The following is a 25,180-nucleotide window of genomic DNA, read 5'->3' as shown; positions in this document are numbered from 1 at the left end:
CCTCAATGGCTTTCGCTATCACGATAACTGGTTACGCAACTTCCTGATTGCTTCTTCCTGCAATGGCCGTGGAACGGCGAAACCTAACAAACACAAACTTGATTAGAACTAGGAAGATTTACTTCAAACACCTATTTCATCAGTTCCAGCAGGTCTATCCCTCCGCTGCTCCTGGAGAACTCATTAATATTGGTTGGCTCCCGCTGGATGAACCAGATTAGCTTTTGGTTGCGCGATCAGTTATTTCTAAAAGTGTTCGATCGCTCTTTGTAGAGAGGTTCGATCGGCCCTTACCTTCAGCGATCGGCTGAATTGACCTGAGCCTGCATTGCTTCCAGTTGTTCTATGGAATATTCCGTAATCCGCGCGATCGTTCTTTGCAAAAATGTTCGATCGACCTTTACCTTCAGCGATCGGTTAAGTTGATCTGTATAATTCGCCAAACTCATCTCTTGAGATTGTTCCAGCAATTCTTCCGATAATTGTAATGTGATTTCAACTATAGGATTTTGACTGACCCAATCAGTGGAGTATCTGATACGGCATAGGCATTGCTAATCGAATACCTATGCCTCTATCAGTAATGTCAATTCTAACGTCTGCTAGAGGGTTTTGACCGCCTCGATCGGCTCAGGCAAACCCCCACTCTACAGTTGTTCCCCCTAAGTAGCTAGGGCTTCTAACCGACTGATACTGCGATCGACGATATCCAAACTAGCCTGCCAAAACTCTGGTTGGCGGATGTCTTGATTCAGGTGAGTTTGCACCACTGCTTCAGCGGTCATACTGCCCGTATCCCGTAGGAGGTTGGTATAGAGGTGATTAAACGCTTCGCCGTAGTGATCTTTCTGGGCGTAGATGCCGAGGCTAAACAAATAGCCAAACAGATAGGGATAGTTGTAAAAGCCCAAGCCGGACATGGAGAAATGTAATTTACTGGCCCAGAATAGTTCGTCATAGCTGGCCAAGCTGTCTTCATACCAATGCTGCCAACTGTCGCGCATCATTGTTTTCAGCGTATCTGCAATGACAAATCCCTGTTTGCGCCGTTCCACCAAAGCTTGCTCGAAGGTAAAGCGAGCGGGAATATTCAGCAAAAAGGTTGCGGCGGCGGCCCCGTCTTCCCAGGCGATCGCTAACTTCTCCGCTGTCGTATTGGCTTTCGCGAGCAGGGCATCCCGCACCAGGGTTTCCGCAAAAATGCTCGCGGTTTCGGCTAGGGTCATGGAGTAGTAGGTTTTGTAGCGGGGCAGATCGCGCATGACCCAGTTGTGCCATGCATGGCCGAGTTCGTGGGCGAGGGTCAGCACATTGGTCATGCTGCCGTCAAAGGTCATGAAGATGCGCGGCTGGCGGGGTTCGGAAAAGCCCGTGCAGTAGGCTCCGGTGGCGCGATGGGGGGTGGGCTGGGCATCAATCCAGCCCTTTTCAGCCATCATCACGGCGAAGTCGCCCATGGCCGGAGTGAGTTGGCGGAAGGCCTGGGCAATCAGATCGATCGCGGCTTCAAAGGAAATCGAGGTGGTTTCTCCGGGGGCGGGGGCGGGGGCAAATAAATCCCAGGGCTGCATGGCTTCGACTTGCAACACTTGGCCCATGGTACGCAGGGCACGCTGACCGATCGATCGCCGTTGGTAGGTGGTTTCCATGAGGGCGTCGAGGGTGGCGCGATCGATGCAGCTTTGGTGACAGCTTTTGTCCAGATAATGGAGCGATCGAATTTTGCTGCGCTGTTTGCTCTCCTGCAAGCGCCAACCGTTGATCGCGTTGAGAATGGCCGCGACGGTTCCCGCTTGGCTGTCCCAGGCGGTTTGGGTGCCATGCCATGCCGCCGATCGCAGGTCACGATCGGGGGAACTTTGCAGGTTAAAGGCTTTCGCCAGTCCGATCGCTTCGCCGTTCACCTGACATTGCAAATTACCCGCCAATTCGCTGTAGAGGTTGCCCCAGCTATGCAAGCCATTGACGGCCAGCCCGGTAACGAGTTGTTCTTCCTCGAGGCTGAGTAATTGGTCTTGCAGTTGGCGATCGTGTTGCAGGGAGAAGCTGAGTTCTTCCAGCAAGGGGTCGCGGATGAGGGTTTGGATGAAGTCGTCGTTAACGCGGGTGAGAAAGACTTCGAGGGGGGTGAGGGCTTGGCTGACTTCGGCGGAGAGTTGCTGGAGGGTGGGTTTCCATTCGCGGGCGCGGGCGTCTTGGGCATCTACGCTGAGGATGGAGGCGATGAAGGTGCGTAGGTTGCCCAGTTGGTTGTAAACTTCGGTGCGCCGTTGGTGGGCGGTTTTGACCTGTTGCAGGAGGGTGTCGAATTGTGCGGGTGCGAGGGTGGCGGCGGTGGCTATCTGCGAACTGAAGGGGGCGCAGAGTTCGGCCAGATCCGCGATCGCGCTTTTGAGTTGTTCTACGTCAGCGGCAATTTTGGGGTCGGCGCTGTTGCTGTAAAACTGGTGGTTGTCCCAGGTTTGCTGCAAGGTTGGGAGGGGTTGGGGGGTGGCAGTGGGTGAGGGCAGATTCGACACGGTAGTTCTCCAAGATGAAACCCAATCTTAATCCTACGCTAAAGTTCTTGGGGTTGGGTTTCGATCCCCCCTAACCCCCCTTAATAAAGGGGGAACCGGAAAAGGGGAGAAAATTGATGATATTAGCTAAAAAATCAACCACTATCTCAAAGTCCCCCTTAATAAGGGGGATTTAGGGGGATCTGCGGATTTAGGGGAACCTAAACGAATTTAAAGGGGATCTGCCGGATGGAGCGAGATCGACCCACTAAGCCCGATCTCGCTCCATCACACTCACATAACGCCACGTCGAACCCGGCACCGGAACCGGAGGACTCCAACGCACCCGATCGCTGAACCGCAGCACATACAACTGATTAATCGTCGTCTGCACATCCTGCTGCGTCCCCACCAGGTACACATGCATCGGCTTACGATCGTCCTCGATCACCCGATCGAGTTCCGCAAAATTGATCACCATGGGACTTCTCCTAAATGTTGTAGCGGGAAGAAATCCCAAAAATTAAAGCCACCCTTTGCGCAGGACAAATAGGGTGGCCCGATCGAATGTTACAATCCGTGTCAGACCGCCCAGCTGTCTGTGTCAGCTTGGGGGTTTAGCTACCCTCTGTTGGTTGCAACAACGTTGGGTAGCGCTCTAATTTCTGGGGTACAGCCAACTCAATCGGTGAATGACACGGTTGTAACTGGCCTTGGAACATAAGCCTACGGACAAACCAGGGGAAAAGTCAACTATATTTCAAAACATTGCAATCCCGTGATATTTGGCAACATATTCACTCTCTTCCCCCCTCCCCTCAAACAACCTAAAGAAAACTCAACAACACTCGATCGAACACTACACCCAACCATCAAATCTATAACTAATGGATAGCGATCGATAACAGAGTTGAAGCAGCAATATTGAATGGATTTGTCTACGTTTTAGATTCGATCCCCCCTAGCCCCCCTTAATAAAGGGGGAACCAGAAAAATAGAGAAAATTGATGATTTTAGTTCAATAATTCAACCATTCTCTTAAAATCCCCCTTATTAAGGGGGATTTAGGGGGATCTCCTATTAATCACCACTAGCAATCACTGCTGTAATATTCTCCTTCGCATTCGTCCGAAACTCCTGCACATTCACCCGCGACAACAACACTACTGCCGCCAGCATACAACCCGCCTGCACCAAAAATACCAAGCCATAGGCCAATAACGATCGCGCTCCATCCGCCACAAAAATCCGACCACCAATATCTAACAAAGATCCACCGACGATCGTCGAAAGACCCCGTGCCAGCGCCTGCGCCAAACCCCAAGCCCCAATAAAGGTTCCCGCCGTTTCCGCCGCCGTCAAATCCAACATTAACGTAATCGCTCCCGTTGTCGTCGTCCCCGAGGCTAAGCCAAACAGGAACAGACAAATTTTTAACGTACCTGGATTGGCTGTCGTCCCCGCAAAAATAATTCCTAACAACGTCAGCGCCACCGCTTGACAACCAATTTGTGCTGTTTTCTTTTTACCTATCCGAGGTGAAATAATAAACCCTGCGATCAGAATTCCAATCACAGTCCCAACACCATAGGGCACATTCAATAAAGCCGTTTCCCCCGCCTTCAGTTTAAAAATATCCCCCCCAAATGGTTCCAGCACCGCATCCTGCAAAAACAATCCCAACGTCATCGCAATCAGAAACGTAAAGAAAAAACGAGTTTGCCGACTCGCAGTCAGGATATGCCAAGCCCGATCGAGGCCCATTTTTTCCTCCGCGATCTGCCTTGCAGGACTGTGCAAGAAGCGGGAATATTTCTTCTCAACGCCCCAAGTGGAAATGACCGCTAACGCCACCACCACCCAAGGCACAATCAGAAATAAACGATTAATACTAGCCTGCAAAACCTCGATCGTCGGATCATTGCCCAACGTTTTCAGCAAAACACCGATCGTAATTCCCCCCGCGATCGTCCCCATGAGCAGCATTGCCCAGTCGATCGCCACCACCTTCGATCGTTGATCCTCATCGGTAATGTCCACCAACAACGTCGCAAAGGGCGTCGAACTGGCACTAATCGCAACCCCATACAGTCCAAACAAAACCGTAGATAGGGCAATCCACCCAGTAGCCGACTCCCAACCACCCGGCGACTTCAAACTCAAACCCATCTGCCACAACGGTTGCACCGCCAAAAAGGCAATCACCGCAAAACTAATTGATCCCAGAATGACATAGCCCGTGCGATGCAAACCAAACAAAGGCCGCGTATCCGACAGTTGCCCAAACCAAATCCGCATTGGTGCCACAAACAACGTCACCGCCAGCACAATACTGGCGATCGTTCCCGGCACCCCCAACTCTTTAATCAAAATGCGATTCAGCAAACCAAACAACAGCACAGACATCATGCCCAGCCCCATTTGGAACAACCCTAAACGAATCATCGTAAAGAGCGTAATCCGAGGAAGTGGAGCCATAGGTGGAGCCACGGAAGATTCTGAAAAATTGCTCTCCATAAGGATTTCAGGCCACGGAATAAAACGTATTGAGCGATATATCCACGATACAAGATGGTGGTTAATGCCCAGAAATCTCATCACGTTTTATTGAACCCGCTAACCTCAGCGATCGAATTCATAAATCGTTACACTAGGAGAGTCAATTTGCGATCTGCCCCCAACCCCCATGACAACCCTATCCCTATCCCCCACCCTACCCCCCATCGCGCCCCTCGGCATTGGCACCTGGGCCTGGGGCGACTCCCTCTTCTGGAGCTACGGCAAAGACTACGGAGCCGAACAGGTAGAAGCTGCCTTTTTTGCCGCGATCGAAGCCGGGATCACCCTATTCGACACCGCAGAAGTCTACGGCCTAGGCGAATCGGAACGGTTGCTAGGACGCTTCATGCAGCAAACCCGCCAACCCATCTTCTTAGCCACGAAGTACATGCCCGTGCCCTGGCGCTTCAGTCCCAACCAAGTGCGAGACGCCGTCAAAGCCAGCTTGGATCGGCTCCAGCGCGATCGCATCGAACTCTATCAAATTCACCAACCCGTTAGCTTTTTAATCAGCCAGCAAACGCTGCTGGATACCCTAGCAGAAGAAGTCCAAGCGGGTCGCATCGCCGCCCTAGGCATCAGCAACTACTCCGCCCCCCAAATGCGCCAAGCCCACAAAATTCTGGCAGATCGGGGCATTCCCCTCGCCGTCAACCAAGTGCCCTACTCCCTCCTCGATCGCAAAATCGAAACCAATGGCGTCATGGAAACCGCTAAGGAACTGGGCGTGACCATTCTGGCCTACAGTCCCTTGGCCCAGGGGTTGCTGACTGGCAAATACAGCCCCGAAACCGCACAGAACTCGGTAATGGGTGCCCGTCGTCTGGATCCGCGATTTAACACCAAAGGACTACAAAAAATTCAGCCCCTTGTGAAACTTTTACAGAGAATTGGTGAAAACTACGATTGCACCCCCGCTCAAGTCGCTCTCAACTGGTTGATGGCACAGGGGGCTGTGGTGCCAATCCCCGGTGCAAAAACTGCTAATCAAGCCCAGCAAAATGCTGGAGCCTTAGGTTGGACAGTGACACCGGAGGAAATTACGCAAATTGATCTGATGACTCGATCGTGGCGATAGCCCGGATGAGAGTTCATTCAGGGTGAATTTGACTGATAACCGACTACAAACCCTTGCCTCAGCAAACCCTTGCCTCAGCAAACCACTGTCTCAGCAAACCCTTGCCTCAGCAAACCACTGTCTCAGCAGGGGTCTAAGAGTGGTATAAATTGAGTTCGTCGGAAAAATCCTTTGCGGATTGTTTAAAGTCACATATCAGCGATCCAGGAACAACCTATGGGGACGGTATTAGTCGTTGACGATAGCGCTACAGCTCGGGAAATGCTGGTGGCTGAACTCCGCAGATGCGGCTTTCAAGTTGGCATGGCCGTGGATGGGGCGGATGCCAAAGATAAGATCCAGGCTAATCCTCCGATTCTGGTGATTACCGATTTGATCATGCCAAACGTCAATGGCTATGAGCTATGCCGTTGGATCAAAAATAATCCCGGCACAGAAAAAGTTCCTGTCATCATGTGCAGCACCAAAAGCGAAGACTTCGATCGCTACTGGGGCATGAAACAAGGGGCCGACGCCTATATCACCAAGCCCTATCAGCCCAAAGACATGATTAATGCGGTGAAGTATCTTCTGGAAGAGGCCGGTGCTTACCAAGAATGATGTCAGTTAAGCGATCGAGAGCTCGATGACGGGTCGATCGAAGATGGCGATTGCAATGGGTCGTCATTCCGATGTGTTTTTCTGGTCATCCCAAAATGGGTTCAACGGAGAGGGTGGGATTCGAACCCACGGTACCTTTCGGTACATCCGATTTCAAGTCGGACGCATTCGACCACTCTGCCACCTCTCCAAGCGGCTCCTAAATATATTAACCTAGGTCTCCCCAAACCGTGCAACCAAAACTTTGTCCATCATCGAGCCATTCCAGGAGTCATTCCAGGGGCCATTCCAGTCCTAGCGCAGTCAGTTTCCCCCTCCAGCCAGTCCCCGAATAGTCTAAGAAGTTCAAACTTTGGGAACCTTTTTGCGAAATCTAGGTTTAATAAGGAGTAGGGAGCAGGAAGCCAGATCAATGAGGCACACTGGTTTGCAGCCCTCGATCGGATCCCTCTAACCCCGATCGTTCCCGATCGTGATCTATTTCGGTTTGAGTGTGACTGAATCCCCATGCGCCATTTTTGTTCTGACTGCCAATCGCAATCCTTTGACCTCTTTGGCCTGCAAGCCCAAAGAAAACAGCGTCAATTGACCACTGCGATCGGGCTTATTGGCGGCTTCGCCTTGGTGGAAGCGCTGATTGGCTGGAGTAGCCACAGCTTGGCCCTCGTGGCAGAAGCGGGCCATTTGGTCGCCGATTGTGCAGCCTTAGGGTTAGCGCTGTGGGCCACTTGGATGAGTCGATCGAGCAAAACGGGCTGGCTGGGAACCCATCAGTTAACCCTTCAGAAACCCCAAACTGCCGAAACCTGGGCCGCCTTTGCCAATGGCTTTGGCTTGGTACTGATTGCGCTATGGATTACCTGGGAAGCCGCCCACCACCTCCAGCAGCCCTCAGCGGAAATCGAAAGCTTACCGATGCTAATGACCGCGATCGCGGGGGTCGTGGTCAACAGCATTAACGTAGCGCTGTTGCACAAAGACAGTCAGCATGACCTGAATTTAAAGGGAGCCTTCCTGCATGTGCTGGCGGATATGCTGGGGTCGATCGGGGTCATTGTGGCGGCGATCGCGGTGGCGGTTCTGCATTGGCTCTGGGCCGACTGTGCCATCAGTTTTGTCATCGCAGGACTCATTAGTCTCTCAGCCATGCCCTTAATTTGGGAAAGTGGACGCCAACTCTGGCTCCAAAATCAGCAAGCTCAGGCGATCAAAAAAGATAGCTCCCCTCACGAGTCCATCTAGGACGCCGATCCAGCAGCGCAACTTAGCTAACAGTTCTCTCGGTAATAACTCTCTCGGTAATCGCTCTCATGCTGGACTCGGGTTGCGCGGGTGCAATCGTCCTGCCTTCCTTTGCGATGGTCGATCGCCCCCCAATGATCCTCCAACTCCACTCCAAAACCATCACCACCGACCCTGCCTGCTCCGTGCCCTGGCTGCTCAACATAGTAAAATTGCACTATGTTCGACAACCTTTCTAAATTCCTGATTCAGCAATATTCCCAGGACTTTGCAGCTTGGTTGCTGGGGGAACCGATCGCTTTAACTGAACTGAAACCCACCGAACTTTCGATCGAACCGATTCGAGCGGATTCTGTGATTTTATTAAAATCGCAAGAGGTGATTGTCCATTGTGAATTTCAAACCAATCCCGATCGCAATTTGCCCTTTCGCATGGCCGACTACGCCCTACGGATTTATCGTAAATACCCCGATCTAAACTTAGTACAGGTGGTGGTGTATTTACGGGAAACGACTTCGGATTGGGTTTACGTAACGCAATTTCAAGGCAATCAACTTCGCCATCAGTTCCAAGTCGTGCGATTGTGGGAGCAACCCCCGGAACCGTTCCTGCAACGCCCCGGATTGCTACCCTATGCGGTATTGACCCAAACGAACGATCGGGAAGCGGTCTTACGGGAAGTGGCACGACGGTTAGACGAGATCACCGATCGAGCACAGCGCAGCAATCTGACCGTGAGTAGCGCCGTAATCGCTGGGCTATCATTGGAGAAGGCGGTGATTCAGCAAATTCTCAGGAGGGAAGTGATGCGGGAATCGGTGATTTATCAAGAGTGGGAAACAGTACTCAAGGCGGAAGGCCGTGCAGAAGGCTGGATGGAAGGTCGGATGGAAGGTCGGATGGAAGGTCGGATGGAAGGGCAGGAGGAGGAACGGCGGATCCTGGCGATGAAGATGTTACAGGAAGGCTTAGCCCTGGAGACGATCGCGCGGATTACGGAATATTCCATAGAGCAATTAGAAACGATGCAAGAACAGATCAATTCAACCGATCGCTGAAGGTAAAGGTTCGATCGAACCTCTCTACAAAGAACGATCGCGCGGATTACGGAATACTCGATCGAGCAATTGCAAGTGATGCAGGCACAAATTGATTCAGTCGAATATTGACAATTGTAGTTGTGAGGATATGGCACAAACGATCTTGATAGGTACTGTTGCTGCTAGGAACAGTGCTGTCGATGGCTGGAAACCACTGCGGATCATTAAGAACCCCTTCTGATGCAGTATAACTAGGGATAAATCTGTACTAAGGGTGCGCCTTTTTTGCAGTTGTGAATAGTATTTGCCTTAAACTCTTTTAGGACAAATTGGTTGTTCTCATAGCGATAGATCGATTCACTACTAGGATGTCCTCCTGTAGGGTCACAAATTACTTCAATAGTTAACTTGCGTGTATCTGCTTGATAGCTGGGCCGTCCAAATAACGTATTAACAGAATGTGGCACGTCTGATGGATGGGAAACCTTGAAGTCAGGTACAGCGATTTCTGGAAATGCCATGATTGTAATCGGTTGTTCCAACAAGCCCTCAGTCTCTAGGAAGCGTAATAGCTGAAAAACTCGGCCACCTCTGTAAGATGCACAGTAAAACGGAATCAGATATTCAGTATTATTGATGGGAAAAGGTTCACCAAAGCTACCCTCAAGAAAGGCAAAATCATTCTGACATGATTTAGCCAAGGCAGGAAACTTAGCTCGTTCCTGAGCTACTCTTTGCATTACCTTTTGATTGCGGTAGCCTCTCATTGCTAATTGCAATCTCAGTGCAATCACTTCATCATCTGGTTTTATCTCAACCTTGGTTACAGTCTCATCCATACTTGATGGAGATGGCACTTCTGGAACCGCCCGAGCCGCAAATTGACTTGGTAAGGAACAGGCAAGCATTAGGTAAGCAACACCAATTAATGCACTTGTCAGTCTCATCATGGTTTATTGACCTTGAAATTTGCTCAGTTTGCCGAAAACCTTGAAGGCTTAGCCCTAGAGACGATCGCGCGGATTACGGAATGTTCCATAGAACAGCTAGAAGCCATGCAATCTCAAAACGAGGAGCCAGGTTGTTGGAGAAACGCAATTTCCTCCGCCGTACTTTCCCGTCCCAGAATTTCATTACGGTGGGGAAACCGACCAAACTGTTCAATCACCGCACGGTGTCGCAGGGCGTAATCGTAGGTATTCTCCAAAGCAGAATCTCCAACAAATTGCTGGAATTGAGCAACTGCAAAATTCTGATGGGCTAAATTTTCGCTGTGTTCAAACGGAAAAAAGAAAAACTGTCGTAACACGGGCGGCAATGCTGCATCAAAACCTAAATCGATCGCGTGACTTGCCACAAACAACGCTAGGTTATCCGCTGCAAATGCCTGAGCTTGACCACGAAACATATTACGAGAAAACTGATCGAGTAAAATCACCAACGCCAAACAAGACTCCGGTTGCTCCATCCAGTCATCCAGTTGATGGGCGATCGCTTTCTCATAAAGATCCAAAAATCGCTCCCGAATGGCATGGTCAAAATTTGGATCCTTTTGGAACCACTCCGATCGGGGCTGCAAATCCACCGCCTCTCGCCACCCCGCCCCAAACCAAAATTCCAGCACCTGATTAGCCCGCACGATCGCGCCCATACCCTTATCCTCCCTCGCAACAACTTCTCCTACTGTCCCATTGTGCTGCCCCTATTCTCAACCCTGAGCGATCGGCTGCCCCTTCACCAATCTAGTGCTGCCCCGAGGTCCCTCCATCCCCCCTCGGAAAAGTTGATGGTTTAACGCCAGAAACATAGTGAACAATGAAGACTGAGAGATAAAACATAATTTGTCTATTATCTGTCCAGTCTGTCTGTCCATCCCTGTGCACCCAATGACGATCGAGCCCGCACCAGCCCAGATCCCATCCACTCAACCATCCCCCCGTCTCTCGGTGATGGTCAACCAAATCCAACCCTCCCCCGAAACGATCGTGCTGATCTTGGCCGTCGTTGTGGGAACCGGAGCCGGAATGGGTGTGGTTACTTTCCGCTACCTGATTGACCTGATCCATCACCTGTTATTTGCCGATGTCATGGGCAAAATTGGCAGTTGGGGATCCTGGACGTTGGCCATCATGCCTGCGATCGGGGGGCTGATCATTGGCGGTATGCGGTGGCGCTGGAAAGATTTCGGCCCCAGCGTGTCAGCCCTGATTAGCTCGGTACAAAGCAGTCAGGAAATATCCCCCGTGCGCCCAGTGACCAAAATGGTGGCGGCGGCAACCTCCCTCGGATCGGGGGCATCCCTCGGCCCAGAAGGCCCCAGTGTGGAAATTGGGGCTAACTTAGGCGTTTTGTTAGGACAGGCCCTGCAAGTTTCCCAGGAACGGCAACGGTTATTGCTAGGGGCCGGGGCGGCAGCGGGACTGGCCGCAGGATTCAATGCGCCGATCGCGGGGGTCTTTTTCGCCTTGGAAGTGGTATTGGGCACCACCTTCGCCACCTCTGCCGCCAGCGTGGTGCTACTCTCCGCCGTCGTTTCCTCCCTGATTGCCCAGATTGGCCTCGGTTCCCAACCCGCCTTCGATTTACCTTCCTACGAAGTCCGCAGTCCCTTGGAACTGCCGCTGTACATTGGACTGGGCCTCTGCGCCAGCCTAGTCGCGATCGCCTATACCCAATTGAATCGCTTCTCCCAGCGGGCCTTCCAGGGTAAAGTGGAACAGCTGCAAGCTCTCGCGAAAATTCCTCGGGCAATTCAACCGATTTTGGGAGCCGCCTGTGTCGGTTTGGTTGCGTTGAAACTTCCCCAGGTCTTGGGGATTGGCTACGAGACGATCGAAGCCATGCTGCGGGATGTGCAATTTTCGATCGGGCTTTTGCTGGTTTTGCTGGTCAGCAAACTGGTGTTAACGGCGCTGTGCTTGGGAAGTGGTTTGGTGGGCGGCGTCTTTGCCCCGGCGATGTTTCTGGGCGCAACCCTAGGCACTGCCTATGGCCAAGCCTTGCCCAAGCTGTTACCCATGTTTGCCGATAGCATTGCAGCGCCCCCCGCCTACGCCATGGTGGGGATGGCAGCGGTACTGGCCACCAGCGCCAGAGCGCCCCTGACCGCCATTTTGTTGCTGTTTGAACTGACCCGTGACTATCGCATCGTTTTACCGTTGATGGCAGCGGTGGGTCTCAGTGTGTGGCTGATGGATCGCTTTAAGGCGAAGCAGGAGAAGAAAACCAAACAGGAGACGAAGGAAACGGATAGCACCTCTGCGCCGCCAACGGAAATTATTGCAGAAGTGATTGCAGAACCCGTCACCCCTGACCAACAAACACTGTTATTACAACGCTTACGGGTGGCAGATCTAATGCAGACGAACTTTTTAAGTTTGCCCTCTTCTCTGCCGATTCCCGAAGCAGGACTGGTGCTAACCCGACACCAATCCCACAGCGCTTTGGTCATGGAGGGTTCAACCCTGTTGGGCATCTTGACCTTGCAAGATATCAATCGTGCTCTGACGCGCCATAGCAGTAGCCCTGAGGACATCGAAGCCTTAGCGAAACAAGCGATCGCCACGATCTGTACCGCCAAAATTCTCTCCGCCTTGCCCGATGAAACCGTCAGCGAAGCCCTCGATCGCATGGCCGCGCGGGGACTACGACAGTTACCTGTCCTGGATCCTGAGAATCCCGATCGGGTATTGGGCATGATTGACCACGACCATGTGTTGCTGGCGTCGAGTTTTGCACTAACCCAGGAATATCTTGCTCCCTATCTCACCCCATCGACGGTCTAAATCTCCCAGCACCCAAATTCCCCAGTACCTCAGGACAAAAATTCGTGCAATTTTTAGACTTGCGAGTATCCTGTAGCAGTCCAATGGATTGCCAGGGTGACTTTAGGTTGACTCGCTGAGTTGACTTGCGATCGGGCTTGAGAAATTTTGGGTGATGCATATGGAAAACGCCACAGTCCTAGCTGGATTAACAACCGCATCTCAATTAACAGCAACCGTTCAAGATTCCCCAGTCTGGACAATGCCTCGGCTTGGAGTCGGGGTCGTGCTTGGGCTGGCCCTCGGGGCGATCGCCACTACACCCGCGATCGCGACGCCTTTGGACGGTTGGAAATACGACCCAACCACCAACCAGCTCGAATTCGTCATCACCGATGGCATCCAGCCGCGCCACTTTTTAATGGCACAACCGGCACGGATTATTGTGGATCTACCCGACACGCAAATCGGTACAGCCCCTGCGCAACAAACCTTTACCCAGGGTGCGATTCGGCAGATTAGCGTAAATCAACTGCAACCCAATTTGACCCGAGTCATTTTAGAAATGGCTCCGGATGCGGTATTTGCTCGCGGACAAGTTGCGATCGAACGTCTGGGGGATGGCGATCGTAGTTTGAGCGATCGCTGGCGAATTCAGCCACTTTTGGCCCAGTCATCTGGAGTCAAACCTTCCGCTGCAAGCCCCCAAACCTCGCCCGATCGGCTGTCTTTTGTAGCTCCCCCCGTGGCAGGGTCTCAGGGATCTGGAAATTTCGATCGCTTTAACCGTAGCAATGAAGTCGTGACACCTCCTAATCCAGCGGATTATCCCCCTGGCATGGCTGCGATCGTTCGTCCCAGTGAATCCGCTACGCCTGCAACGGGCGATTCGTCAGAGTCTACCGCTTCATCGATGGCTGCCCCCCGAACGGATTTGCCAAAGGCGATCGTCACAGTACCTGCATCCAAGCCAGCGTCTAACGCGCCAACGGCTAATCACTCGACTAAAACTGCTCCAGTTGCTAAAGAAGCAGTTACAACGACTGTAGTATCCTCTCCCACATTACCCCCTCAATCACAATCCACTTTATCCGCAACCCCGGTTCAACCCGTCATCGAACCGATCGCTCAGCCTATTTCTAAGCCTATCGTTAAGCCTATTTCTCAACCCATTGCCCAAACCATTACCCAACCGGTCACTAAGCCCATCGCTCAGCCATCTCCAACCGTGACAGCTAAACCCACTTTGGCCGCGATCGGTTCTCAACCCACCGAGCCCATAGACATCAATGCATCCATTTCCCAATCCATTCCCATTCCCGTTCCGCCAGCCCAAAAACCAGGGTCGATCGCGGTAGTTTCTGCCCCAGCGGTAGTTTCTGCCCCAGCGCCTTTGCCGGAGGCTCCCGCCACAACCACGCCCCCGCCCCCCCGTTTGGAACCCACCCAAGCACCCGCTTCAACGGTCACACCGACCACCTTAACGCAGTTATTGTCCTCCAATCCCACTGCTGCCCCCACAGCCCTTAATACGCCGCCCGCCCCGCCCACACCCCTTGCATCGAATATTCCAGATACGTTGCCGCCCGCAGAGGCTACCCAAAGCGCACCCATTGTCCCCACGGTTTCTGTCCCGCCATTGCCAACGACGATCGTGCAACCTTCGGCTCTCCCCAGCAGCAATCCCCCGGTTCAGTCCCGTCCCCAAACGATTGCTGTCCCTGCGCCCATGACGCCAAAAGTTAAACCTGTACCGGGACAGTGGCCCGCTCACATTCCCAAGCCCGACCCCCTACCGATCGCGAATGAGACTGTGCCCCCAATTACACCATCTCAGCCAGTCATTGCATCCCCTCAGCCCATTGCCCAACCCGTTATGATGCAACCCATGATGCAACCCATAACGGCCATTCCCCAGACGCCGATCGCACCTTCTAACATCGAATTTGGTCAGCCCTTGCCCAGTACAACCCAAGGCTCTATCCAAGGCAATTCACAAGTGGCCATGTCTCCAGCGGCTGCTATGGTAGCGCCCCAGGCGATCGTGAATTCCAGCACCAATGGCTTGGTGTTACCAATGGGTACCGCCTTGACGGTTCGCTACACGGGTATTAGCAATCTGACTCTGCAAAAAAATGAAGCACGGCAGGAAATTTTGGTGTTGCAAAGCCCCATCCTCGATCGCACAGGCAGAGCGATCGCCCCAGAAGGCAGTTTAGTCCTAGGGCGATTTGAATCTAGCTCCGCTGGCAGTCGGTTTGTGGCACAAACGCTATCCATTCAGGGGCAAAATTATCCCCTTTCTGCGGAGTCCAATTCCTTCGGCGGTGTGCGTCAACCCTCCGAAAAGAATTTGCTGCAAAACTCGGGGATTGGTGCACTGGCGGGAATTATTGTCGGGGGGCTATCTGGGGGAAACTTCATTGGCGGAGCGGCGGCTGGAGCGGCCATTACCTACGCCACAGCACCTAAAGCCACGACCATCCAACCCGGTCAAGTATTGGAAATTCGACTCAATCAAGACTTTGTGATTCCTACAAGTAATACGGTTAGTCAAGTTCCCATTGGAACAAATTAACGGTGATCAATGAACGATAACGAGCAACCGTCATCAATCTAAAAATCTAGCTCATGGCTGTAACTGGCTCATGGCTGGGATGCATAGATGATCGCACGATTGCGTCCTTGCTGTTTTGCTGCGTACAATGCTTCGTCTGCCTGTTGAATTAACAGTTCCGGCGTCAGATCTGGTGTCGGCACAATTGCCGTGACTCCTAAACTCAAACTAACGAACTCACTGACCTCTGATTGGGCGTGGGGAAGTTTTAGGTAGGCAATGTTAAGACGAATGGTTTCAGCAATCTGAAACGCCCCTTCGATCGTGGTATTGGGTAACACGATCGCAAACTCTTCTCCACCGTAGCGGGCAACTAAATCCGTCGATCGCTTAACCGAGGATTGAATCGTCTGGGCCACCGTTTGCAAACAACCATCTCCTCCTTGATGACCGTAGTGATCGTTGTAGCGTTTGAAATAATCGACATCACAGAGAATCAGCCCCAGAGAATGCTGATTCCGCAGGAGGCGTTGCCATTCCCGCAGAAGATAGTGATCAAATGCACGACGGTTGGCCACTTGCGTTAAACCATCTAACGTGGCTAATCGTTGGAGTTCGTCATTGGCTGCCGCCAGCGCTGCCGTGCGTTCCATGACCTTTTGCTCCAGAATTTCGGCCTGTTCTTTCTGCACTGCGTATAATCGAGCATTTTCGATCGAAATCGCAGCCTGGGCGCAGAGCACTTTGACTATTTCCGATCGATCGACGGTAAAGGTTGCAATGGAGAGGGTATTTTCCAAATAAACCACGCCTAAAAAATGCCCTTGGTGCACTAAAGGCGTCGCCAAAACTGACTTGGGTTGTGCAGTCTGAATATAGGGATCTTGGCTAAATTGACTGTGGTCGTTTGTGGCATCATCTAGCACGATCGTTTCTTGGGTGTGGGCTACGTAGTTAACGATCGAAAGCGCAATTTGATTGGATATCCCCCCTTGATTTTGGGTTTCAAGATTTTGGATTTCCATCTGATTCTGACTAGGCTGATTCTGACTGCTCAAATCAAGCGATCGCGTTGTTGCAGTATACCAACCCTCTTGAGATTCTAGTAGTAACACTCCGCGATCTGCTCCAGTGTTTTCCAAAATGCTAGCCATAAACTTTTCCAGCAATCGATCGAGCACAATTTCCTGGGAGAGTGCTTGTGATGCCCGCATCACTGTCACCAAATCTAATTGTGAAGAGTAACGATTCACATTCTCCTGTGTTGAATTCAAAGAAATTTTAGAATAATCACTGCGATAATCTTTTTGTTGCCTAATAATTGCGCTTAATAACTGCGGATATTGCATTTCCAACTGTGCCACCTTAGCCGTTGCGCCCCAGCGGTTAAACAGATAGCAAGCTTCCTGAAAATACCACTGAGCAATCTTGACCTGATCTCGCACTAGATAAAACCGACTCGCCAGCTCACAGGCGATTGCCGCTTCAGGAAGAAAACCATGTTTACGTGCCTCGTCGATCGCGCGATCGTAATATCGCATTGCCTGCAACGGTTGATGCTGAATCCGATAGCACTCTGCTTCAATCAGCCACACTTTATGCTGATAGTCCGAGGCAACGTACTGCGCCCGCTGTTTGAGTTGGTTCTGGGCCGATCGAATTCGCTTCATCCAGATTGGACGTTTGGGAACGCTGATATCTGACCACTGGGCTAAATAAGTTAAAGCCTCAAAGAAATACCGACTCGATCGCATCAAGCGACCGAGGGCACCTTGTTTCAAACGACTAAGATGTTTGATGTGCTGTTGTGCAAGCCCATAGTCCCCAAATAAGTAAGCTAAAAATAACTTTTGATAATGGAAGTTAAATTGGGAAGAAGGATCGGCAAAGACCCGAGCATCAGCCTGAGTTTCATCATAATGAGCCCCCATCAACTGCACCGCTTGCTCCGGAGCAGGGCGTTGTAAATTAAGCAAGGTTTGCCAAACCAACTGAAACACCATCAATGTTCGGGGTTGATGCAGGCTTTGCAGGACTGGGTAAAAGCGTTCACATTCTTGCAGAAGCTCATCTAGCGCTTGTCCAGTCCAAAACCCGTAGCTCACTCGAAAGAATAAACAGGCCGCAGCATATTCAAAATCACCCACTTCGATCGCCCGCTGGTGCAGCGCCATCAACGCCTCTAACGTCAACCAAGCAGGTTCTTTCCAATGCCGAATAAAGCTTTGGAAAATCATCCCTAATCGAACTTCAGTGCGGCGGTGGTCAAGTTTTTGGGCCAGAACGATCGCCTGCTGGGTCATTTGATAGCCCAACTCCACATTCCCCAGAATATTGCACAGCAATAACCCAAATGCGCCATATTGCAACGGAGAAGATGGGGCAGCCCCATATTGCAAGGAAAGTTTGATTCCCTGTATGGTGTTCCACAGCAGCAAACTCTGACTGGATACATACAGCGACCCGCCCAAACTATCCATAATTTGGGTAATTGCCAGTGCCCTTGGGTCAGTCATCACCGACAATTCAGAAATCCGAGGCAACGATCGCTTTAAAACTTGCTGGAGCCGCAAAAGATCCGGAAGTAGAGTCGCCATAGAAATCTGAGGTTTAATCTTCAATCCCAATTGCTGAAACCGTTGAATGCCATAGAGCACAGCCTGTTCCGTTTCCTGCCGAGTCACATAGTATTGGATACGGATTTCATGGGCATTCATTTGATCGAGAAGCGAAGCTGCATGCTCAAAAATCGCCTCTAAATACCTCTCCATGGCTACAAATTGACCTGCTAATAAAGCTGCCCCCGCCGCCGCTTCTGACAGTTGCAAAACCAGTTGATATTGATGTTGCCACGGCTGTTGTTCTAAGCATTCCAAGCCAGCTATAAAATAGTTAAGGGCAATGTCGTAAGCATTGGCATCCCTCGCTTTGTGACCCGCCCTGAGATTCAATTCGGCTAACTCCTGCCTCGCTGCCCGATCGTGAATTAGACTCACCCCTTGATTTAAGTGATTCACCAGATTGAAAAGGCGATCTTCCTGTGCTGGAATGGTGCTGTGGATTAACAGTGCTTGCCCGATCTGCCAATGGAGTTTTTGCTTAGTCTCCGTGGGAATCAAGGCATCAATTGCCTGTTGAATTCGATCGTGGGCAAAACGGTACTGGAGCGGCACCCCCGCGAGAACACTGCCCTCCCCTCCCTCACAGTAGTCCGGCAGAAGAAACCCTGGTAGTAAGGCAGCCCAGAGTACTCTGGCGATCGTTTGCACCGATTCCTGTTCTAGAAGGGCCAGGGTTGCAAGCTCAAAACAATTGCCTAAACAGGCTGCAACCTGAAGCAAATGTTGGGTTGGCTGGGGAAGTTTTTGGATGTTATCAATCAATAAATCGACAACATTATTAGTGATCTGCTGACTCTGGATCTGTTCAATATCCCATTGCCATACTCGTTTCTGATAATCAAAATAAATGAATTGTTCTGCATAGAGCGTTCTCAGAAACTCCCTAATAAAAAAAGGATTGCCTTGGGTTTTAAACAGCAGCAGTTCTGCCAGGGATGCGGTTTGGAAAGATTCACAATACAGCGTATCCACCAGCATTTGCTGAACGGATGCCAAGGATAACGGCAAAAGTTCGATCGTGTTGATGCTGACGCCTCGCTGGTGGAGTTTGGTCAATGTTTGGCTCAGGGGTTGCACCGCATCCACCTCACGATCGCGGTAGGCTCCCACAATCATTAAGCCTTCTAAAACACTGTCCAATAAAATCAATTCCAACCATTGCAAGGTTGCACCATCGGCCCAGTGCAAGTCATCGAGAAACAAAACTAACGGATGCTGGGCGTGACAAAAGACCCGCAAAAATTCCTGAAAAACACGATTAAATCGATTTTGTGCTTCTTGGGACGGTAAGGGGGGAATCTCAGGTTGAGGCCCAATTAACCATTCCACTTCAGGAATGGCTTGAATAATCACTTGACCATTACTCCCTACAGCCTCAAGAATTTTCGTTCTCCAGGTTTGTAGGGTAATTTCATCGGAACTCAGTAATTGTTTAATCAGCGATCGCAGCGCTTCCACGATCGCACTATAGGGCGTCGATCGTTGTAATTGATCAAATTTGCCAGAAACTAATCGGCCTTGCTTTTGAGCGATCGTTCTAGCAACCTCCTGAACCAATCTTGATTTGCCAACGCCCGCATAACCTGAGATTAAAACTAACTCCGCTGGCCCTGTCTGGGTTCGCGTAAAGGTTTTTAATAACTGATCCACCGCCTCCTCCCGTCCATACAGTTTGGACGAAACCTGGAAGCGATCGGAGCGATCGACTTGACCTAGCCGAAAGGGCATATTCCGCCCCTGCTGCCACTGCACGAGGCAATGTTCCAAATCAGCTTGCAATCCGTAGGCACTTTGGTAGCGATCTTCCGGCATTTTCGCCAAGAGTTTCAACACGATCGCCGATACATTCTGAGGAATTTCAGGGTTTAATTCGTGGGGTGGGCGGGGCTGCTGGGCCAAATGGCAGTGGATGAGCTCGAGGGGATCGATCGTGCTAAACGGCAACTGCTGGGTCAGCAATTCATACAACGTGATGCCCAGACTGTAAAAGTCTGTACGGTAATCAATTTCGCGATTTGTTCGTCCGGTTTGTTCCGGCGCAATGTATGCCAAAGTGCCTTCCAATCCATTGGGTTGTGGAAAAGCAGGTTGCGATCGCGACTGGACAACAGAAATACCAAAGTCAATCAGCTTCAATTCATCCGTCGTCTCATTCCAAACAATATTGCTGGGATTGATGTCTTTGTGAATGATGTGGTTTTGATGAATTTGATCCAGAGCTTGGGCTATGCCAACGGCTAGCTTGAGGACAATTTGGATGGGAAATGGCTGCTGCGCCTGCAACAGATTCAGCGATCGACCCCCAAAGTCTTCCAAGATGAGAAAGCAGGTATTTTGATAGGTCTGAAAATCATAGGCTTGAATGACAGATTGCACCTGAACTTGGCTCAAAATCCCATATTCACGGCGATAATTTGCCAATGCCTGGGGATTGGGATACTGCTGGTTCAAAACCTTCAGAATGACCGATTGATCAGTCTTGTCACAACGCCCCCGATAAATTAGGGAATTTGGGCTTGCATCAATCTGTTCAATAACCTCGATACCTGGAATCTCAAACATGGTACTTAAAGGAGGATTGCGAAATTCACAAGGACTGCATCGATCGTTGATTTATGGGAAACTTCTTGATTTAATTCAGCTTCTGTTCCCCATCCTGAACACCCGTTACGACCTATAATCACAGGATTCTCTGACCTATGCATCATAGGCAACACGGATTCTGCTCAGGAGAGAGCCAGGCGAGAACACAGACTCGGACAGGCGATCTGCCCCACACGCCCACTACACTCTTTCATTATCTGGGTATTTCATTGTTCTCAGCGATTTTTCCAACAGGACCCAAGGCGCTCAGCTAACCCACTCCCACGAGTAACTGGTGGATGAGTCCTGCGATCGGCCCAGCTTTTCGATAAAATTGGTCTTTGTAGTATCCGCTATTACCGTTTTTCGGAAAGTCACCATGAGTCAGAGAACGCTGTTCGATAAAGTTTGGGATCTCCACACCGTCGGCACCCTTCCCTCCGGCCAAACCCAGCTATTTATTGGGCTGCACCTGATCCATGAGGTGACCAGTCCCCAGGCGTTTGCCATGCTGCGGGAACGGAATTTGCAGGTCATGTTTCCCGATCGCACCGTGGCCACCGTTGACCACATTATTCCCACGGACAACCAAGCGCGCCCCTTTGCCGATCCCATGGCCGAGGCGATGCTGCAGGAATTGGAAAAAAATACCAGTGCCAATCACATTCGCTTTTACAACACAGGATCCGGTAACCAAGGTATTGTTCATATCATCGCGCCGGAACAGGGCTTGACCCAACCCGGCATGACGATCGCCTGTGGGGATAGCCACACCTCCACCCACGGAGCCTTTGGCGCGATCGCCTTTGGCATTGGCACCAGTCAAGTGCGGGATGTGTTGGCCTCACAAACCTTGGCCTTGGCCAAACTCAAGGTGCGCAAAGTGGAAGTCAACGGGCCACTACAACCCGGCGTCTATGCGAAGGATGTGGTTCTGCACATCATTCGCAAACTGGGCGTCAAGGGTGGCGTGGGCTATGCCTACGAATTTGCAGGTAGTACCTTTGAAGCGATGTCCATGGAAGAGCGCATGACGGTGTGCAACATGGCGATCGAGGGCGGTGCGCGCTGTGGTTATGTCAACCCCGATCCAATTACCTACGATTACCTCAAAGATCGGGACTTTGCGCCCAAGGGTGAAGCCTGGGATCAGGCGGTAGCTTGGTGGAATAGTCTGCGCAGCGATGCCGATGCAGTTTACGATGATGTTGTCGTTTTCAATGCGGCAGAGATTGCGCCCACTGTTACCTGGGGTATTACGCCTAGCCAAGGGATCGGGGTTGATGAATCCGTTCCCACCCCTGAGGAAATGCCCCAAGATGAGCAAGCGTTAGCCCAGGAAGCCTACAGTTATATGGATTTGCAACCGGGCAAGCCGTTAGCTGGAACGAAGATCGACGTTTGCTTTATCGGCAGTTGCACCAATGGTCGCATTTCCGACCTCCGGGAAGCCGCCAAAATTGCCCAAGGTCAGCAAGTTGCACCAGGGGTGAAAGCCTTTGTGGTGCCGGGTTCAGAACGGGTCAAGCAGGAAGCGGAAGCAGAAGGACTCGATCGCGTGTTTGCGGCAGCGGGATTTGAGTGGCGGGAACCGGGTTGTTCCATGTGTTTGGCGATGAACCCCGATCGACTGGAGGGACGGCAAATCAGTGCGTCTTCTTCCAACCGCAACTTCAAAGGACGGCAAGGTTCGGCTTCCGGTCGGACGCTGTTGATGAGTCCGGCGATGGTGGCAGCAGCGGCGATTACGGGCAAGGTGACTGATGTGCGGGAGTTGTTGCAGTAGTAAATTACAGATAGTAAATTACTGCTCATTAATTGGCGTAATATCAAATCAATTTGTAATTGCGCCACATAACGATCCCCCTTCAAAAGGGGGGATTTGAAAGAATTTGCCTGAATCCCCCCTTTTTGTAGCTTTGCTTTCCGCAGGGTAAGGTGACTAGGGAGGATCTGTGCTGAATAGCTTACGATCGCACAACCGTTTGATAAAACGCGAGCAATTCCTTTGCCAACGCCTGATTGGTATATTTCACTATGGCCCGTTGATAACCGCGTTGTCCCATTTCCTGGGCAAATTCCGGACGATCGATCAGTTGCATTAAGCGATCGCGCAGGGCATCCCGATCGCCTTCCGGAAACACCAAACCCGCATCGGCAATCACATTGGGAATTTCACCGGAATCGGAACCAATCACCGGAACTTGGCAGCCCATCGCCTCAATCAGCACATGGCCAAACTGCTCCTGCCAACCCATCGCCGTCAGGGTTTTGAATTGATAGGTCGTTTCCGACGGCAACACCAACGTGTCCATGCTGTTGATATAGCGATAGACCTCCGCATGGGGCACGCTTTCCACCAGAATTAAGCGATCGCGGATGCCCAATTCCGTTGCCGTGGCTAACAGTTCCTCCTGCAAAGGGCCACGTCCCAACAGCAGCAATTTCCAAGGCCGTTGTCCTAATCCAGCGGCAGCCTGGAGCAAGGTCATTAGTCCTTTTTCTGGTACAAACCGTCCCACGAAGCCAATCACAAAATCCGTGGGAGCAATGCCCAATTGCGATCGTAATTCCGGTTGGCGTTGCGGTTGGAAAATGCGATCGTCAATGCCTAACTGCGGCATGACTTGCATTGCCCGATCGTAGCCCTTTTGTTTGAAAATTTCGTAACCTGCCTGATTACCAACAACAATGCCATCAGTGTTCGCGAGATTGAATTTTTCAATCAGCGAAACCGGAAACTTTAACTGATAGGGCAGATTCCACCAGGTAAAAAACAACCGTTTAGCCCGCAAATTCAGCAGGCGATCGAGCAAAATCAACTGGGCATAGGCGAGGGATTTCACCCCCTGTTCCACCTGAATCACATCTGGGCGAAACTGGCGTAATAGCTGGATTAATTCCGGCCCAAAACAAAGCAAACCTTGGTTATTTTGGCTAAAGTTCAAAACAGGCACAACGCGGAAATTGCCATCTTGCCAAGCCCGCGCCACCACCACATTTTTCATCACCCCGCCGGGACGCCACCGCTTCGGCACCACGATCGTCACTTCGATCGCCGGGTCTAACTTCGCCAACGATCGTAACTTTTCACAGTTCAAATCGACGATATAGGAATGACTGACTACCAAAATTCGCATTGCCCTTAGCCTCACTGACTTGCTGATTGATTGATCCCGAAGGAGTCTCGATTTAGCCGTTCAGCGCACGAGTTTTTCGTGTGTACACTTGACCGTCATCCCAAAAAGACTGAACTAACGTTTTCAACGTTGCCAGAAATGCCAAGCTAAAAAAGCATCCGCGCGTCAGAATTTTGATCGGCGATTTGCTCTTGTAACAAGGGGGATGGCCGAGGACGTGGCAGTCAAACAATTTGCTAAAAAATCGCAAGGCTTGCCCCGCCGTCAGATTCTTCAACCCCATCAAAAAGTGATTGTGATAGAAGGTGATTTGGTACTGCATCGATCGGGTGCTGATGTCGTGACAGCCGCCGGTTTCTTCTCCCAAATGCACCAACTGCGCTGTGGGGTCATACCAAATTTGCAAACCTGTTTTGCGAATTCTCAAGCAAAAATCCGATTCCTCCCGCACCGCACTGCCCCGAAACCGCTCGTCGAACCAAATTTGATGCTGATAAAAAATTTCTCGACGGTAGGACATATTGCAGCCCCGCGCACTCAGAACCCGCTGCGGCTTCACCGTATGCACCAGGTTGATGTGGTACCAAGCGATTCCTGGATCCATCGCTTCCGGTGGCAAATCTTCCACTACCAAGCCCGCTGCGTGATCCGCCAACTTCATGCGATCGAGCACCCGGCCCGCCACCGCCCCCACCTCCGGGCGATCGTAATTGCGCGCATGGGCGGCCAAAAAGCCCGCTGGCAACTCCACATCATCATCCAAAAACAGCATGACATCGCCCTTCGCCTGCCGCACCGCGTAGTTGCGCGCCCCCGGCAAACTGGCCCAGTCCAGCCGGAACCAGCGGATTTTTCCCGCCGCCGCCATCTCTTCTAAAAACGCCTGTACCTCGGGCTGATGGCTGGGCGTTTGATCGACCACCAGAATTTCAAAGTTGGGATAGTCCTGTTTCAAAACATCTTGAATTGAAACCACCAGCGGTTCTTCGCGCCCATAGGTGGGGATGATGACAGAAATCAATGGCAACATAAAATTTAGAGAAAACCAGGGGATAGACGACGGTGGAAGATGCCTGATATCAAATCAAATTGTCATTGCAACACGTAATGATCCCCCTAAATCCCCCTTATTAAGGGGGACTTTGACAGGATTTGACTGAATTCCCCCTTATTTCTAGCGTCAGCGGCGCGTAGCGCGGGGGCTAGGGGGGATCGGATCTCTAGCATGGATGAATCAACTTGTACTGAATGAACTATGGCTATATCCCTAAAGCCTATTTCGATCGATTAGACGGTTTTCGTTCTTCTTGCCAGCCGATCGATCCCCCTAAATCCCCCTTCAAAAGGGGGACTTTGAAAGCATTTAGCTGCATTCCCCCCTTATTAAGGGGGGCTAGCGATTATCTTGAAAGTCAAGTAGGTTGGGGCAGAACTTGCCCTGGATTAGCTATGGCCGCAGGGTTCCAGAAGGTTCCCTGCTTGACCATGGCATTGAGA

Annotated in this window: 17 protein-coding genes and 1 tRNA gene; 7 read left to right on the top strand and 11 right to left on the bottom strand. The window is 51.3% G+C overall.

Annotated features, from left to right (window positions below; genetic code table 11):
* Nucleotides 1-296: 296 nt before the first annotated feature.
* The 4 genes from ACN4EG_RS22190 to ACN4EG_RS22175 form a co-directional block, all read right to left on the bottom strand.
* Complete coding sequence (locus ACN4EG_RS22190) at nt 297-443, bottom strand: hypothetical protein (protein ID WP_431632377.1); 147 nt, start codon at nt 441-443, stop codon at nt 297-299.
* A 219-nt stretch (nt 444-662) separates the two neighbouring features.
* Nucleotides 663-2,519: a M3 family oligoendopeptidase gene (locus tag ACN4EG_RS22185; protein WP_431632376.1), complete on the bottom strand. Its 1,857-nt coding sequence runs from the start codon at nt 2,517-2,519 to the stop codon at nt 663-665.
* A 247-nt stretch (nt 2,520-2,766) separates the two neighbouring features.
* The gene (locus ACN4EG_RS22180; RefSeq protein ID WP_431628787.1) at nt 2,767-2,979 is read right to left on the bottom strand and encodes a hypothetical protein; all 213 of its coding nucleotides are present in this window, start codon (nt 2,977-2,979) and stop codon (nt 2,767-2,769) included.
* A 599-nt stretch (nt 2,980-3,578) separates the two neighbouring features.
* The gene (locus ACN4EG_RS22175) at nt 3,579-4,976 is read right to left on the bottom strand and encodes a BCD family MFS transporter (protein WP_431632375.1); all 1,398 of its coding nucleotides are present in this window, start codon (nt 4,974-4,976) and stop codon (nt 3,579-3,581) included.
* Nucleotides 4,977-5,184: 208 nt separating this feature from the next.
* On the opposite strand from ACN4EG_RS22175, the gene ACN4EG_RS22170 reads away from it, so the two are divergent.
* Nucleotides 5,185-6,135 carry an aldo/keto reductase gene (locus ACN4EG_RS22170; protein ID WP_431632374.1) on the top strand — a complete coding sequence of 317 codons (951 nt, stop codon included), beginning with the start codon at nt 5,185-5,187 and terminating at the stop codon, nt 6,133-6,135.
* 216 nt (nt 6,136-6,351) lie between these two features.
* Nucleotides 6,352-6,735, top strand: a complete 384-nt coding sequence (locus ACN4EG_RS22165) for a response regulator (RefSeq protein ID WP_431632373.1) — start codon at nt 6,352-6,354, stop codon at nt 6,733-6,735.
* Nucleotides 6,736-6,840: 105 nt separating this feature from the next.
* Here ACN4EG_RS22165 and ACN4EG_RS22160 read toward each other — a convergent pair.
* Nucleotides 6,841-6,925: transfer RNA gene (locus ACN4EG_RS22160), tRNA-Ser, on the bottom strand.
* Between the two features lie 317 nt (nt 6,926-7,242).
* Here ACN4EG_RS22160 and ACN4EG_RS22155 point away from each other — a divergent pair.
* Nucleotides 7,243-7,977 (top strand): cation diffusion facilitator family transporter, encoded by a 735-nt coding sequence (locus ACN4EG_RS22155; RefSeq protein ID WP_431632372.1) that lies wholly within the window; start codon nt 7,243-7,245, stop codon nt 7,975-7,977.
* 26 nt (nt 7,978-8,003) lie between these two features.
* Here the strand turns inward: ACN4EG_RS22155 and ACN4EG_RS22150 are convergent, their stop codons facing one another.
* Nucleotides 8,004-8,195 carry a hypothetical protein gene (locus tag ACN4EG_RS22150; protein WP_431632371.1) on the bottom strand — a complete coding sequence of 64 codons (192 nt, stop codon included), beginning with the start codon at nt 8,193-8,195 and terminating at the stop codon, nt 8,004-8,006.
* Nucleotide 8,196: 1 nt separating this feature from the next.
* Between ACN4EG_RS22150 and ACN4EG_RS22145 the strand changes: the two genes are divergently transcribed.
* Nucleotides 8,197-9,036, top strand: a complete 840-nt coding sequence (locus ACN4EG_RS22145) for an Rpn family recombination-promoting nuclease/putative transposase (protein ID WP_431632370.1) — start codon at nt 8,197-8,199, stop codon at nt 9,034-9,036.
* 233 nt (nt 9,037-9,269) lie between these two features.
* Here ACN4EG_RS22145 and ACN4EG_RS22140 read toward each other — a convergent pair whose 3' ends face one another.
* Both ACN4EG_RS22140 and ACN4EG_RS22135 read right to left on the bottom strand, forming a co-directional pair.
* Nucleotides 9,270-9,968: a hypothetical protein gene (locus tag ACN4EG_RS22140; RefSeq protein ID WP_431632369.1), complete on the bottom strand. Its 699-nt coding sequence runs from the start codon at nt 9,966-9,968 to the stop codon at nt 9,270-9,272.
* Between the two features lie 113 nt (nt 9,969-10,081).
* On the bottom strand, nt 10,082-10,669 hold the full coding sequence (locus ACN4EG_RS22135; protein WP_431632368.1) for a DUF924 family protein: 588 nt from the start codon (nt 10,667-10,669) through the stop codon (nt 10,082-10,084).
* A 235-nt stretch (nt 10,670-10,904) separates the two neighbouring features.
* Here ACN4EG_RS22135 and ACN4EG_RS22130 point away from each other — a divergent pair, with 235 nt between their 5' ends.
* Nucleotides 10,905-12,803, top strand: a complete 1,899-nt coding sequence (locus ACN4EG_RS22130) for a chloride channel protein (protein WP_431632367.1) — start codon at nt 10,905-10,907, stop codon at nt 12,801-12,803.
* A gap of 160 nt (nt 12,804-12,963) precedes the next feature.
* Nucleotides 12,964-15,360, top strand: a complete 2,397-nt coding sequence (locus ACN4EG_RS22125; RefSeq protein WP_431632366.1) for an AMIN domain-containing protein — start codon at nt 12,964-12,966, stop codon at nt 15,358-15,360.
* A gap of 68 nt (nt 15,361-15,428) precedes the next feature.
* On the opposite strand, the gene ACN4EG_RS22120 is transcribed toward ACN4EG_RS22125, so the two are convergent.
* Nucleotides 15,429-20,522, bottom strand: a complete 5,094-nt coding sequence (locus ACN4EG_RS22120; RefSeq protein WP_431632365.1) for a diguanylate cyclase domain-containing protein — start codon at nt 20,520-20,522, stop codon at nt 15,429-15,431.
* 400 nt (nt 20,523-20,922) lie between these two features.
* Here ACN4EG_RS22120 and leuC point away from each other — a divergent pair, with 400 nt between their 5' ends.
* Nucleotides 20,923-22,329: a 3-isopropylmalate dehydratase large subunit gene (gene leuC / locus ACN4EG_RS22115; RefSeq protein ID WP_431632364.1), complete on the top strand. Its 1,407-nt coding sequence runs from the start codon at nt 20,923-20,925 to the stop codon at nt 22,327-22,329.
* A 181-nt stretch (nt 22,330-22,510) separates the two neighbouring features.
* Here the strand turns inward: leuC and hpsO are convergent, their stop codons facing one another.
* Nucleotides 22,511-23,683 carry a hormogonium polysaccharide biosynthesis glycosyltransferase HpsO gene (hpsO, locus tag ACN4EG_RS22110; protein ID WP_431632363.1) on the bottom strand — a complete coding sequence of 391 codons (1,173 nt, stop codon included), beginning with the start codon at nt 23,681-23,683 and terminating at the stop codon, nt 22,511-22,513.
* 52 nt (nt 23,684-23,735) lie between these two features.
* A complete protein-coding gene (gene hpsN, locus ACN4EG_RS22105; protein ID WP_431632362.1) occupies nt 23,736-24,713 on the bottom strand; it encodes a hormogonium polysaccharide biosynthesis glycosyltransferase HpsN in 978 nt (325 codons plus the stop codon).
* Between the last annotated feature and the right edge of the window lie 467 nt (nt 24,714-25,180).

This window comes from Alkalinema pantanalense CENA528, assembly GCF_050753345.1.
In the GTDB taxonomy this organism is placed as follows: Bacteria; Cyanobacteriota; Cyanobacteriia; order Leptolyngbyales; family Leptolyngbyaceae; genus Alkalinema; species Alkalinema pantanalense.
The sequence above is the reverse complement of the archived record's forward strand: the minus strand, read 5'-3'. Positions and strand labels throughout refer to the sequence as shown.